Annotated in this window: 15 protein-coding genes; 6 read left to right on the plus strand and 9 right to left on the minus strand. The window is 64.4% G+C overall.

Annotation, left to right across the window (positions count from 1 at the left end; all coding sequences use genetic code 11):
* Nucleotides 1-15: 15 nt before the first annotated feature.
* On the minus strand, nt 16-891 hold the full coding sequence (locus ABIA45_RS17315) for a phosphoribulokinase (protein ID WP_036003856.1): 876 nt from the start codon (nt 889-891) through the stop codon (nt 16-18).
* An 11-nt stretch (nt 892-902) separates the two neighbouring features.
* Nucleotides 903-1,940, minus strand: a complete 1,038-nt coding sequence (locus tag ABIA45_RS17320; protein ID WP_271542590.1) for a class 1 fructose-bisphosphatase — start codon at nt 1,938-1,940, stop codon at nt 903-905.
* A 118-nt stretch (nt 1,941-2,058) separates the two neighbouring features.
* Between ABIA45_RS17320 and ABIA45_RS17325 the strand changes: the two genes are divergently transcribed.
* Nucleotides 2,059-3,036 (plus strand): LysR family transcriptional regulator, encoded by a 978-nt coding sequence (locus tag ABIA45_RS17325; RefSeq protein ID WP_404652944.1) that lies wholly within the window; start codon nt 2,059-2,061, stop codon nt 3,034-3,036.
* Between the two features lie 235 nt (nt 3,037-3,271).
* Here the strand turns inward: ABIA45_RS17325 and ABIA45_RS17330 are convergent, their stop codons facing one another.
* From ABIA45_RS17330 to ABIA45_RS17355, 6 genes are all read right to left on the minus strand, one after another.
* The gene (locus ABIA45_RS17330) at nt 3,272-3,469 is read right to left on the minus strand and encodes a hypothetical protein (protein WP_157286986.1); all 198 of its coding nucleotides are present in this window, start codon (nt 3,467-3,469) and stop codon (nt 3,272-3,274) included.
* Nucleotides 3,470-3,598: 129 nt separating this feature from the next.
* A complete protein-coding gene (locus ABIA45_RS17335) occupies nt 3,599-4,018 on the minus strand; it encodes a DUF4118 domain-containing protein (protein ID WP_157286987.1) in 420 nt (139 codons plus the stop codon).
* A 122-nt stretch (nt 4,019-4,140) separates the two neighbouring features.
* Nucleotides 4,141-5,334 carry an MFS transporter gene (locus ABIA45_RS17340; RefSeq protein WP_404652946.1) on the minus strand — a complete coding sequence of 398 codons (1,194 nt, stop codon included), beginning with the start codon at nt 5,332-5,334 and terminating at the stop codon, nt 4,141-4,143.
* Nucleotides 5,335-5,415: 81 nt separating this feature from the next.
* On the minus strand, nt 5,416-6,036 hold the full coding sequence (locus ABIA45_RS17345; RefSeq protein ID WP_404655693.1) for a TetR/AcrR family transcriptional regulator: 621 nt from the start codon (nt 6,034-6,036) through the stop codon (nt 5,416-5,418).
* A gap of 77 nt (nt 6,037-6,113) precedes the next feature.
* Nucleotides 6,114-7,073: an N-carbamoyl-D-amino-acid hydrolase gene (locus tag ABIA45_RS17350; RefSeq protein WP_404652947.1), complete on the minus strand. Its 960-nt coding sequence runs from the start codon at nt 7,071-7,073 to the stop codon at nt 6,114-6,116.
* Nucleotides 7,074-7,419: 346 nt separating this feature from the next.
* Nucleotides 7,420-7,611 (minus strand): hypothetical protein, encoded by a 192-nt coding sequence (locus ABIA45_RS17355; protein WP_404652948.1) that lies wholly within the window; start codon nt 7,609-7,611, stop codon nt 7,420-7,422.
* A gap of 47 nt (nt 7,612-7,658) precedes the next feature.
* On the opposite strand from ABIA45_RS17355, the gene ABIA45_RS17360 reads away from it, so the two are divergent.
* Both ABIA45_RS17360 and ABIA45_RS17365 read left to right on the plus strand, forming a co-directional pair.
* A complete protein-coding gene (locus ABIA45_RS17360; protein WP_157286989.1) occupies nt 7,659-7,985 on the plus strand; it encodes a hypothetical protein in 327 nt (108 codons plus the stop codon).
* A gap of 157 nt (nt 7,986-8,142) precedes the next feature.
* A complete protein-coding gene (locus ABIA45_RS17365) occupies nt 8,143-8,442 on the plus strand; it encodes a hypothetical protein (protein WP_271542602.1) in 300 nt (99 codons plus the stop codon).
* A gap of 141 nt (nt 8,443-8,583) precedes the next feature.
* Here ABIA45_RS17365 and ABIA45_RS17370 read toward each other — a convergent pair whose 3' ends face one another.
* Entirely contained in the window at nt 8,584-9,495 is a 912-nt protein-coding gene (locus ABIA45_RS17370) for a LysR family transcriptional regulator (protein ID WP_404652950.1), read from the minus strand.
* A gap of 71 nt (nt 9,496-9,566) precedes the next feature.
* On the opposite strand from ABIA45_RS17370, the gene ABIA45_RS17375 reads away from it, so the two are divergent.
* The 3 genes from ABIA45_RS17375 to ABIA45_RS17385 are packed head-to-tail and all read left to right on the plus strand — an operon-like array spanning nt 9,567 to nt 12,300.
* Nucleotides 9,567-10,196 carry an HAD-IA family hydrolase gene (locus tag ABIA45_RS17375; protein WP_271542605.1) on the plus strand — a complete coding sequence of 210 codons (630 nt, stop codon included), beginning with the start codon at nt 9,567-9,569 and terminating at the stop codon, nt 10,194-10,196.
* 11 nt (nt 10,197-10,207) lie between these two features.
* Nucleotides 10,208-11,167 (plus strand): tripartite tricarboxylate transporter substrate-binding protein, encoded by a 960-nt coding sequence (locus ABIA45_RS17380; RefSeq protein WP_271542607.1) that lies wholly within the window; start codon nt 10,208-10,210, stop codon nt 11,165-11,167.
* Nucleotides 11,168-11,169: 2 nt separating this feature from the next.
* The gene (locus ABIA45_RS17385; RefSeq protein WP_275508714.1) at nt 11,170-12,300 is read left to right on the plus strand and encodes a DSD1 family PLP-dependent enzyme; all 1,131 of its coding nucleotides are present in this window, start codon (nt 11,170-11,172) and stop codon (nt 12,298-12,300) included.
* The last annotated feature ends 48 nt before the right edge of the window (nt 12,301-12,348 follow it).

Raw genomic sequence — 12,348 nt, forward strand, 5'->3', positions numbered from 1 at the left:
GGAGTCTCTCCCTGTTCACTTCAGGCTGCGCTTGCGCTCGATCAGCTGCATGATCAGCGGCGTCAGGATCAGCTGCATGGCCAGGTCCAGCTTCGCGCCCGGGCACACGATCGAATTGGCGCGCGACATCCAGCTCTGCGGCAGCATCGAGAGCAGATAGGGGAAGTCGATACCGCGCGGATTCTTGAAGCGGATCACCACCATCGATTCGTCCGGCGTCGGGATCCAGCGCGCGATGAATGGATTGGAGGTGTCCACGGTCGGGACGCGCTGGAAGTTGATGTCGGTCTCGGTGAATTGCGGACAGATGTAGTGGATGTAGTCGGGCATCCGCCGCAGGATGGTGTCGGTGACGGCCTCGGTCGAATAGCCGCGTGCGCTGCGGTCGCGGTGCAGCTTCTGGATCCATTCGAGATTGATGACGGGCACGACGCCGATCTTGAGGTCGGCATAGCGCGCGACGTTCACCTTATCGGTGACCACGGCGCCGTGCAGGCCCTCGTAGAACAGCAGGTCCGAATCCTCCGGCAGCTGCTTCCAGTCGGTGAAGGTGCCTGGTGCCGCGCCATGCAGCGCCGATTCCTCGGCGTCGTGGACGTAGTGCCGCGTCACCGCGGTGCCGGTCTCGCCGTAGTCGCGGAAGGCGCGCTCCAGCTCCTCGAACAAATTGGTCTCGGGGCTGAAATGGCTGAAATGCTTGTTGCCGCGCTCGGCCTCCTTCGCCATCTGCGCACGCATCTCGGCACGGTCGTAGCGGTGGAAGGCGTCGCCCTCGATGTAGACGGCGTTGACCTTCTCGCGGAAAAAGATCTGCTCGAAGGTCTTCTTGACGGAGGTGGTGCCGGCGCCGGAGGAACCGGTGATGGAAATGATCGGATGCTTTCTGGACATCGGCGCCTCGCTCAGAGCCGGAAGAATCCGCGCCGCGCGAACAGCGGCGCCGAGACGCTGGCGACCAGCAGCGGGTCGCAGTGCAGCTCCTCGGCGCGCCGCACCTCGTTGCTCGAGCCCATGATCAGCGGCACGCGCTGGTGCAGGTTTTGCGCCGACAGATCGAGGATGCGCTCGCGCCCGGTCGAGGCCGAGCCGCCGGCCTGCTCGATGATCATCGCCATCGGGTGCGCCTCGTAGGTCAGGCGCAGACGGCCGTCGCCGTAGCCGGGCCGCGCATCGGAAGGGTAGAGAAACACGCCGCCACGGGTGAGGATGCGATAAGCCTCCGCGACCAGCGACCCGATCCAGCGCATGTTGAAATCGTGGTTGGCGGGCCCGTCGACGCCGGCGAGGCATTCGTCGATGAAGGCGCGCACCGGCGGATCCCAATGCCGGCGGTTCGAGGCGTTGATCGCGAACTCCTCGCAGGCTTCGGCGATCTGCACGCCGCTGCGCGCGAAGCGGAAGCAGCCCGCCTTGCGATCGAGCGTGAAGATGTCGACGCCGTCGCCGAGCGTCAGCACCAGCGAGGTCTGCGGACCGTAGGTGACGAAGCCCGCCGCGAGCTGCGCCGAGCCGCGCTGCTGAAAGGCGAGTGAGAGATCATCGGGGGCCGGCAAGATCGAGAAGATCGTGCCGACGGTCATGTTGATGTCGATGTTGGAGGAGCCATCGAGCGGATCGATCGCGATGCAGATTCGCCCCTGACGATCGACGATCTGGGCCTCGCGCATCTCTTCCGACGCCAGCGCCGCGATCGGCAGCCGGCCGAGGCAGCGGCGCAGGATCGCGTCCGCCTGGACGTCGAGGTCGCGTTGGAGATCGCCGTCGCTGTTGCGCCCGGTGGTCAGGCCCGAGGCGTCGGCGAGATCGCCGCTGGCGATGAGATCGGCAATCTCGATCGCCCCGGCCGCGATAGCATCGACCGCGGCTGCCACGGCCAGCGCATACGGCGCGGTCTCGGAATACCGTTGAAGGTGGTCGTCCAGCCTGAGTTGCCCGGTCATCTGCGTCCATCCCTTTGCCGGTGCCGCATCCATTCCCTCCCGGTGGAGGCAGGTCGCGGTCAGTGCCGGCATCAGGAGATTGACAGGGGCCGCTTAATAAGGAAAATTTCTAATCATAATGAGCCTCAAAGAATTTTCTTATAATGGCGCCGGCCATGCAGCGGCCCAGCTCCGGCATCTGACGATCCGGCAACTGCGCTCGCTCGCGGCGCTCTCGGCCAAAGGCAGCGTGACGGCGGCGTCGAGCCATCTCGGGCTGACCCAGCCGGCCGTGACCCAGCAGCTGCGGCAGCTGCAGGACCTGGCCGGCCTGCCCCTGGTGCAGCGAACCGGCGACGGCATGCTCCTGACGGAAGCCGGCAGGGAGGTGCTGGCGCTGGCCGAACGGGTCGAAGCCGCGATCACCGATTGCCAGGGCTCGCTCGACCTGCTCGCGGGGCGGACCGGGGGCACCGTGCATCTGGGCGCGGTCTCGACCGCGAAATATTTCGTGCCGCATGCGATCGCGGCATTCTCCAAGCGCTACCCCAAGATCGAGATCAAGCTCACCATCGGCAATCGCGAGGAGATCCGCGAGGCCATGCACGGCTACGACCTCGACTTCGCGGTAATGGGTCGGCCACCGGCCGACGTCACCGTCGACGTCCGCCAGCTCGGGCGCAACCCGCACATCATCGTCGCGCGCAAGGGCCATTGGCTGGAGAAGGATTCCGGCCTCAGCCTGACCGATCTCGTGCACGAGACCTTCCTCACCCGCGAGCCCGGCTCGGGCACGCGGACGCTGATGGAGGGCATGTTCCAGAAATCGGATCTCGAGCCGATCATCGGCATGGAGATGAGCAGCAACGAGACCATCAAGCAGGCGGTCATCGCCGGGCTCGGCATCGCCTTCATCTCGGCTCACACCGTGGCACATGAGCTCGCCGAGGGCCGGCTCGTCGTGCTCGACGTCGCGGGCCTGCCGATCGTGCGGCAATGGTACGTGATCCGCCGCAGCGACAAGGTGCTGTTGCCGCCCGCGCAGGCGATGTTCGATTTTCTCGGCTCGGAAGGCTCGAACTATCTGCCTGATTTGCCCGAGCTAGGCGGACGATAGCCGGGCTTCGCTCAGCTCATCAGCTTCATGGCGAGCGTCGCCGCCAGCACCACGATGATCTGGAGCAGGCGCTCCGTCGTGAAGATGCGGTTGAAGGTGGTCATCGCGTGCCCCGGCCGACGTGAAGAATGTCTCGGCCGTTGCTAGCACAGAAGGATGCGGAGACAACTCCGTAGTTGCCCGTGGCGGTCGCGCCTTCGGCGAGCCGGTTCAGGGGCGCGCCGATGGCCGGCGATCAGGCCGCGAGCGGGGCGGCGTGGTCCGTGCGCGAGGCGAAATAGGCTTCCAGCTCCGACAGCGCCCGCGCCTCCCACTCGCTCGCCTGCTCCAGCAGAGACCAGCTCTGGCCCGGGCGGAACGCTGCGGTCTGGCGATAGAGCGATGCAATGCCGCGGTAGCGGCGCACGTTCTCCAGGATGGCGTGACCGTTCATGTCCGAAAACTCCCTCGTCATTCCCGCGGGAGAAACTGCGGCCAAATCTTTTTCGAAAAGTTAGCGGCGCGCGGCAAGTTCGCGGATGGTTGCCGGACTGTTGCTCGGGCGCAACGCGCGCGGCTCGATTTATTGCGGATTCGTTGCCGCGCTCTCGCCCGAAGGCTTCAGCCCGCCGCTTCTGACGATCGTCATCGTCGCGCGGCAGAGATCGGCAAGGCCGATCAGGAGGACGGCAAGAAGACAGAACAGGTTGATGGAATCGGCATGCGCGCTGGTCAGCGCATTGAGCTCGAAGAAGGGCGGGATGAACGCCCACCACACCAGCGGCACGGTGAGCAGCGCGGCGAATGCCGCCGCCGGTGCACCCGCCATCAGCGCAAGCACAAACAGGCCGGGCAGGAACGCTGCGAAATAGAACTTTGCGCCGAGCAGGACGCAGATGCCCTGAACCACGGCCGACACCGCGACGACGGCTAGTCCGAGCAGAAACGCCCGCCACGACCATGGCCGTACCCGCCGTGCGCCAAACAGCCCCGCACGTTTCATCAGCATCCCCCCTGCCGCCCGTTAACCAGGTGCGTTGCGACGAAAGTACTACAACCGCAACCAGTCCGCGAGATGGAAATTGCGTCATCGCGAGGTCGGCCGCACCGTTCCGGCGGCGGCCGCTACTCGGTCAGCGCGTAGAGCAACCCCGCGACAGGCAAAGCAAGGCCAATGGCCGATGCGAGCGTCCAGCCGTCCTGTGCGAACGCCCAGGCTCCGACCGCCGAGCCGACCGCGCCGGCGGCGAAGAACGTCGCCATGTAGAGACCATTGAGGCGACTGCGGTGCTCGTGCCCGAGCGCGAAGATGGCACGGAAGCCCAGCACCACATTGCCCTGGACGCCGACATCGATTGCAATCGCGGCCACCACCAGACAGGCGAGGTTCAGCATCGAGCCGGGAGCGCCGATGGAGGTCACGAGGAAGCCGACGGCCGTGAGCAGCATCGCGACCAGCGTCGCGATCCGGCTATGGCCGCGGTCCGCGAGGCGCCCGGCGATCGGTGCTGCGAACACGCCGGCGACGCCGGCCAGCGCGAACAGCGCGATGCCGCGCTGGGAGAAGCCGAACTCGCCGGCGAGCTGGAGCGGCGCCACCGTCCAGAACAGGGTGAAGGCGCCGAACAGGCTCGCCTGGTAGAGCGCGCGGCGCCGCAGCAGCGGCGTGGCCCGCACCAGATCCGGCATCGACAGCAGCAATTGGCCGTAATGCATCCGCGTGACCGGCTTGCGCTTCGGCAGCGTCATCCGGAGCACGGCTGCGAGCACGATCATCAGCGCAGCGGAGGCGAAGAACACTGCGTGCCACGACAGCAAGGCGGTGACGAAGCTCGACACCGGACGCGCCAGCATGATGCCGAGCATCAGGCCGGTCGAGACGTTGCCGACGACGCGGCCGCGGATGGCTTCAGGCGCCAGATGCGCCGCATAGGGGATGATGATCTGCACCGCGACCGAGCCGAGGCCGATGAACAGTGCGGCGAGCAGGAACGGCAGCGCATGGGTTGCGAACGCCGCGGCGAGCAGCGCCGCGGCGCCGAGCATGATCACCGAGCAGATCAGCGCGCGGTTCTCGACGAGATCGCCGAGCGGCACGATCAGCAGCAGCCCGGTGCCGTAGCCGATCTGCGTCATCGTCACGATCAGCCCGCTAGCTGCATGCGACAGGCCGAGCGCGGCGCTGATCGGGGCGATCAGCGGCTGCGCATAATAGATGTTGGCGGCGACCATGCCGCAGGCCGCGGCAAGCACGAAGGTCAGGCGCTGCGATACCGCATCCGGCCCGGGTGCGGTCTCGATCGTGGCATTCATCGTCATTCGCATGGACTCCAGGTAAGGCGCAGGGAATGGCCATTAGGTAGGGTATAGGGAATGGTCATTCCCTATCTGACAAAAAATTCAGGCGAGCAGCTTCATTGCGGCACCGACGAGACGCTCTGCGTCGAGCGGCAGACGCGCCTTGCCGACGACGCGCATTCCCTGCGTGATGCAGAGCATCAGCCGCGCGGTGTCGTCGGCTACGACATGGCGGGGGATCGAGCCATCGGCCTGTCCGGCGCGGATGAGGCCGGCGATGAAGCTCTCGTTGCTCGCGAGCTGTGTGCTGACGCGGGCACCCACGACCGGATCGAGCGCGGACAGTTCGACCGCGCTGCCGACCACGAGGCAGCCGCGCCGCCCCTCGATTCCCCGGGAGTGCTCGACATAGGACAGCAGCACGTTGCGGATTTGCTCGCGACCGTTTGCACCACGCGCCGCCGCGCTGCGGGTCTGCTGTTGGCGCAGGGCCGTGTAGCGCTCGAAGGCGGCGAGAAACACCGCATGCTTGTCGCGAAACGCCTTGTAGATGCTTCCCGTCGCGAGCCGCATGGCCGCAGTGAGGTTCCCGATCGAGGTGGCATGATAGCCGCGCTCGCGAAACACACGCACGGCGCGGTCGAGCGCGGTGTCCATGTCGAATTCCCGGGGACGGCCGGGCAGACGGGCGGCAGGTCGAGAGCGGCGGGCGGTCTTTTGCATTGCGGGATAATAGGGAATGAACGTTTCCAAATAAACACACGTGGTCGTGAAGGGAATCAATGACGAAGGAGAGAGCGTCACCCCCTGCGCGGCACCGGCGTCCCATCCGCCATGATCGTCACGCCCTTCCGCTCGACGATCATGCCGTAGGCGCGCGGCTGGCGGTGCACGTCGAAATTGAAGGTGGTGCGCTTGTAGGAACTGCAGAGATCGAGATCGCAGCGCGCCAGCGCGATCTCGTCGCCCTTTGTCGTGCAGGCCGCAATGATCTCGCCCGAGGGCGCGATGATGCAGCTGCCGCCGATGTGGTCGACGCCCTCCTCCACACCGGCCTTGGCGACCCCGACCACGAATGTGCCATTCTGATAGGCGCCGGCCTGCATCACCAGATGATTGTGGAACAGCGAGAGATCGTCATGCTCCGGCGCGGGCGGATTGTGCACGGGCGTGTTGTAGCCGATCAGCACCATCTCGACGCCCTGCAGGCCCATCACGCGATAGGTCTCGCTCCAGCGGCGGTCGTTGCAGATCGCCATGCCCATCAACCCGCCGAAGGCATCGACCACGCCGAAGCCGCTGCCGGGCTCGAAATAGCGCTTCTCCAGATGCTGGAATTCGCGCCACGGTTCGTGCTCTGCATGGCCGGGCAGATGCACCTTGCGATATTTCAGGACGATCGCGCCACTCTTGTCGACGAGGATGGACGTGTTGTAGCGCCTGACAATCCCGGCCTCGAGCGTCAGCTCGGCATAGCCGAGGCAGAAGCCGATGCCGAGCTCGCGGGCGAGATCGAACAGCGCCTGCGTCTCGGGACCCGGCATCTCGCGCTCGAAGAAGCTGTCGATCTCGGCCTGATCCTCGAAGTACCAGCGCGGAAAGAACGTGGTCAGGGCCAGCTCGGGATAGACGATCAGGTCGCAGCCGCAGGCCCGCGCCTCGCGCATCAACGCCATCAGCCGCGCCACCACCGCGGTCCTGGTCTCGCTCCTCGCGATCCGTCCGAGCTGGCCGGCTGCAATGGTCACAATTCTCGTCACGCGTCATTCCTCATCTTTTTCGAGTGCGCCCGGCCCGAGCCTACCACCGCGCGCACAGGCCGCCTCGGCGCCCCGTACTGAGGGCACAATCGAATTCCGTGCCTGCGGGTATCATCGTGCGGCGCTGGGTGAGCACCAAACGAGAACTGCGTTGCCGATCTGCAACGGTTCCCCACCGTCTGAAGCCGGACAAAACAAACTCCCATTCCGGCCATGAACCGCTCTCACAAGGCCGTGAGACTATCAGGGGAACGACGATGCGTGCACAACGCGTTTGGAAAGTGAATGGGGCCGCCAGCATCGGGCAGCTTCAATCGAGACTGGACGATCTGAACAAGCGTCTCGGTCAGCTCGAAAGCCAGCATCCGGACAGCTGGAAGCTCGAGGAGTTGAGATCGAGCGCGCTCAGCCTGTCGCGGGAGATTGACGACATCCGTTGCGCCGAAGCGACGGCGGCCTTGAGCGAGCTGCTGCGGAAATAATCGGCCTGCCGATTCGCGCCGCGCAGGGAACCAAGCTCGGCGGCGGCCATTTCCATGCAAAGCACTTCGCGTCATGAAGAATTGGCGCTGCGAGGGATTTCGCATGACGTCCGACCCCGAGGAGCAGGTAAGGCTGCAAGGCTACGGCGAGATGACGCTGCGCACCGCCGTCGAAACCTTGATGCTGCTCGCGCCGCGCGAGCGGTCCGATGCGGCGATCTTTCGCGTCCGCGACGGCGTGCGCCTCGCGCAAAGCGAGATCGCCGAACTCGCATCACAATGGAGCATCGATCCCGCGCCTAGGGTGCGATCGCCGAAACTGGTCCCGGAGCAGCACTGGCAAGACATCGTCCGCGGCATGGTGCGCGACGCCCCGCTGCCGTCGCTGCTGGTGGCCTTTCTGGTCGGTGTGCTGGTGGCTCGCAGATGATGCGGGCTCGCGATGACGCGCTCACGTGAATGGAAATCGCGGCGTTCCGTGAAACCGGAGGAAACCTTCTTGGTCGCGAAATCGCGGCCGTTCCGCGCGGAACGTCTCCAGGCAGGAGGGATTGGTCCCCCGTTAAGCCTCGAACATGGAGACAACCATGACACGTACGAAACTCGTGAGCGTCGCCGCAACTCTGGCCGCGATTTTGCCGCTCGCAACTGCAAGCCCCAGCCTCGCTGCGGGACGCGGTCCCGGCCCGTGCACCCCACCAGCTGGAGAAGCAGTCGGCGCCGCTGGGCCCGCCATGAGCGGCGGCCAGTTGATGGCCGGCGTCGGCCAATGCCAGCGCATCGGCAGCAGTTGGCACCCCACCAACACCTACGGATATTGGGGTCCTGGTTACGGCTATGAAGGGCCTCGCTGGGGCACGTCAGCCTACGCACCCTACGAGGACTAGGGCCTCCACATAACAGCGTCACAGCGGCGCGGTCGCACGGCCGCGCCGCTGTCCTGCCCGGTTCGGCTCTGGGCCATGACCCCGCCCTGCCACGCCCATAGCGGACATTGCCGGTTGTCCCGCTGCCGAGTGGCATGCACGTCAAATACTTCGCCAAGGCGGCCTCGGTTGAAAGCGGGCTTTGAGGCTTTCAACAAAATGCGAAACACGAGCTGAGACCCCGCGACGCGTTGGCACCAAAGCCAGAATATCGGCGCCTTCGAATTCATATTCACGAAACAGCCGACGCAGCTCGCCCCTCTTAACGGATGGCGCCACGTCCCATTCGGACCTGAGTGCGATGCCCAACCCTGCAACAGCCCACTCGCGAACGACCTCACCATTGTTGCTCGTGAGTGCCGGAGTTATTCGAAGCGCTTCTGATCGCCTGGATGACGCGTGGCTGCTCTTGTAGCGCCACAGCGTCACGTCCTCTTCGTTTTCGCGAACGGAGAGACATGCATGCTGCGCCAGGTCGCGAGGATGTGACGGCGTTCCGCGTCGTCGAAGATAGTCGGGACTGGCGCACACCCAGCGCGCGTTGCGGGCAAGAAGATGAGCGATCCACGAGGAATCCCGGACTGTCCCAATATGGATGACGACGTCAGCTTCGACATTGCTGTTCCACGGCGTTTCGGAAAGATCCAGCGTTGCACGCACCTGTGGGTAGTCGCGAATGAATGCCGCCATGACGGGCGCGACATGAATCCTGCCAAAGCCGAACGGCGCGACAACCCTTAGGGGGCCGGCAAATACGCCGCCGCTGAGACTGTTCCCGAGATCATCGATGCGCGCCAACAGAGACTGGGCTTCATGAACGAGTTGTTCGCCTTCCGGCGTGAAGCGCAGCCCTCGGGAGTTGCGGACGACAAGATTGATCCCGAGAACGGCCTCCAGTTTTTTCAATCGCATGGAAAGCGCCGGCGGCGTGACATCGAGCGCCCTCGCTGCCCCGCTTAGCGAGCCGGTTCGGCTCAGGGCGACCACGAACCGAAAATCCTCAAGCGCAATCATTCAATTTTCCTGAAGGGAAGAGACAATCATACTTAATCACAACTGATCACGAAAGTGATAGAAGTTTGACAATGACCATGCCCCGCGCCGTTCTTTTCGATCTTCTCACGGCGCTCCTCGATTCCTGGAGCGTCTGGAATGCCGCCGCCGGATCCGAAACATCGGGCCGAGCCTGGAGGGCCGAGTATCTCCGCCTGACGTATGGTTGCGGGAGGTATGTTCCGTATGAGAGTCTGGTCCGCCAGGCTGCGCGCGCAACCGGTCTCGCGCCGTCGACGGCAGACGCCCTCGAAGCAAATTGGATGTCCCTCCCGGTCTGGAGCGGGGCGCAGGCTGCGCTAGACCAGTTGGCAGGACGCGCGCGCCTGGCAGTCGTGACCAATTGCTCGACGCGCCTTGGACGAATGGCCGCCGCCCGCCTCCGCACACAATGGGATGTCGTGATCACCGCGGAAGAGGCCGGCTTCTATAAGCCCGACACCCGCCCCTATCGTCTTGCGTTGGACATGCTGGGCGTGTCGGCCGCGGACGCAGCGTTTGTCGCAGGCTCCGGCTACGACCTCATCGGCACCTCAGCCGTCGGGCTGCGCACCTACTGGCACAATCGCGTGGGCTTGGCTCGTCCGGAGGGCGCGCCGGCAGCCGAGAAAGAATCTCCGAACCTCGACGACCTCGTTCCGTGGCTGGAGGACTTTTCATGATATCTCGCACGTTGGCCGCCATCTTCGCAGTCGGATTGAACATCTCTGCGGCAACGGCTCAGGAGTTTCCCGAGAGGCAATTGACGCTGATCGTTCCGTTTCCCGCCGGTGGCCCGAGCGATGCACTTGGCCGGGCGGTGGCTCAAGCCATGGCCGCCCACTTGAAGCAATCGATCATCGTGGAAAATGTTGGCGGCGCCAGCGGCACCATCGGCCTAACCAAATTGCTAAAGGCGCCTGCGGATGGATATTCGCTCGGGTTTGGCACCATCGGCACACATGTCGCCAATGTCGCGTTCTACAAGCGCCTTCCTTACGACCCAACCGCCGACTTCGAGCCTGTGGGGCTCGCAGGGATGGCTTCCACACTTCTTGTCGCGAAGTCGGACCTGCCGGCATCCAATCTACATGAGTTCGTCACCTATGCCCGTGCCAACCGCGATAAACTCACCTATGGCAGCGCTGGCGTCGGATCGATTTCGCACTATGCCTGCGTTCTGCTGCTGTCAAACCTGAAACTGAACATCACCCATGTTCCCTATCGCGGCGTTGCCCCAGCGATGAACGACCTCATGGGTGGTCACGTCGACTTCATGTGTGACCAGACCACCACGGCGCTACCTCAAGTGCTCGGCGGAACGATCAAGGCAATCGCGGCGCTGAGTGATCAACCCCTGCCGCAGGCGCCTCAAATATCCACTGCGGCAGCGGCCGGCTTTCCGGGCGTGAAACTCCGCTCCTGGAACGCGATCTTCGTGCGGAGGGGAACGCCCGTTCCGGTGCGTCAGAAACTAAACGACGCCTTGCGCGCAGCACTTGCCGACCCGGATGTCGTGCGGCAAATGACGGCGGTTGGTGTCGAACTGCCACGGGGAGCGGATCTCGAGCCCGGCGCCGTCAGCGCGCTGATCGCCGAAGGGCTGGAGCACGACGTGCCAGTGCTGCGCGCCAAGGGCGAATATCTGGACTAAGCATGACATCTTTCTCCGACATCGAAACGCCCGCTGCCATCGTCGACGTCGTGCGCATGCAGCGTAATATCGCCCGCATGCAGGACCGGATGAGCGCCTTGGGCGTCAGTTTCCGTCCCCACGTCAAGACGACCAAATGCTTCGCTGTTGCGGACAGGCAGCGCGCCGCGGGCTCGAACGGCATCACCGTCTCGACCCTGCGCGAAGCCGAGGAGTTTTTTGCTGCGGGCTACGACGACATCCTCTACGCCGTCTGCATCGCGCCGCACCGGCTCGGCCGGGCTCAGCGACTGCGTGATCGGGGCTGCCGCCTCAAGATTCTGGTCGACTCGGTCGAGGCTGCGCAGGCCGTCGTCGAGGCGCAGTCCCATCGCGATCCTTTCCACGTCCTGCTCGAGGTCGACACTGACGGGCACCGATCGGGTGTAGGCCCCGAGGATGCGCGTCTCATCGAGATCGGTCGCATTCTTCACACCGGCGGCGCCACACTTCGCGGCGTGCTGACTCATGCCGGAAACTCCTATGAGCTCGACGAGCCCGGGGCCCTGGAGCGCTTGGCGGAGCAGGAGCGTGCCTTGAGCGTTCGCGCGGCCGAACGGCTTCGCGCTGCCGGCCTTCCGTGCCCGGTCGTGAGCGTCGGATCGACCCCGACAGCGCTGTCCGCCCGCGCCTTGGACGGCGTTACGGAAGTGCGCTGCGGCGTGTACGTGTTCTTCGATCTATTCATGACGAATGTCGGCGTCTGCGCGTTCGACGATATTGCCCTTTCCGTGCTGACGACCGTGGTCGGCCATCAGTCGGAGAAAGGCTGGATTATCGTCGATGCCGGATGGATGGCGATGAGCCGAGACCGCGGCACTGCTCGTCAGCGCCATGATTACGGATACGGGATCGCATGCGATTTAGGGGGGCGCCCCCTCAAGGAAGACTTGGTGATGATCGCAGCAAATCAGGAACACGGAATCCTTGCCGTAAGAGACGGTTCTGTCATCTCTCTTGAAAATTGCTTTCCGATTGGCACACGACTTCGAATACTCCCGAATCACGCCTGTGCGACCGGAGCTCAATTCTCCGAATATTATGCCGCCACGGACAACGGCATTGAAAGATGGCAGAGGTTTAATGGCTGGTGACATTGCCTGCCTAGAATCCTCACGCAGTGGCAGCGACCTGGCCCCAAG

It is taken from the genome of Bradyrhizobium sp. USDA 336 (genome assembly GCF_044908355.1).
Taxonomy (GTDB): domain Bacteria; phylum Pseudomonadota; class Alphaproteobacteria; order Rhizobiales; family Xanthobacteraceae; genus Bradyrhizobium; species Bradyrhizobium yuanmingense.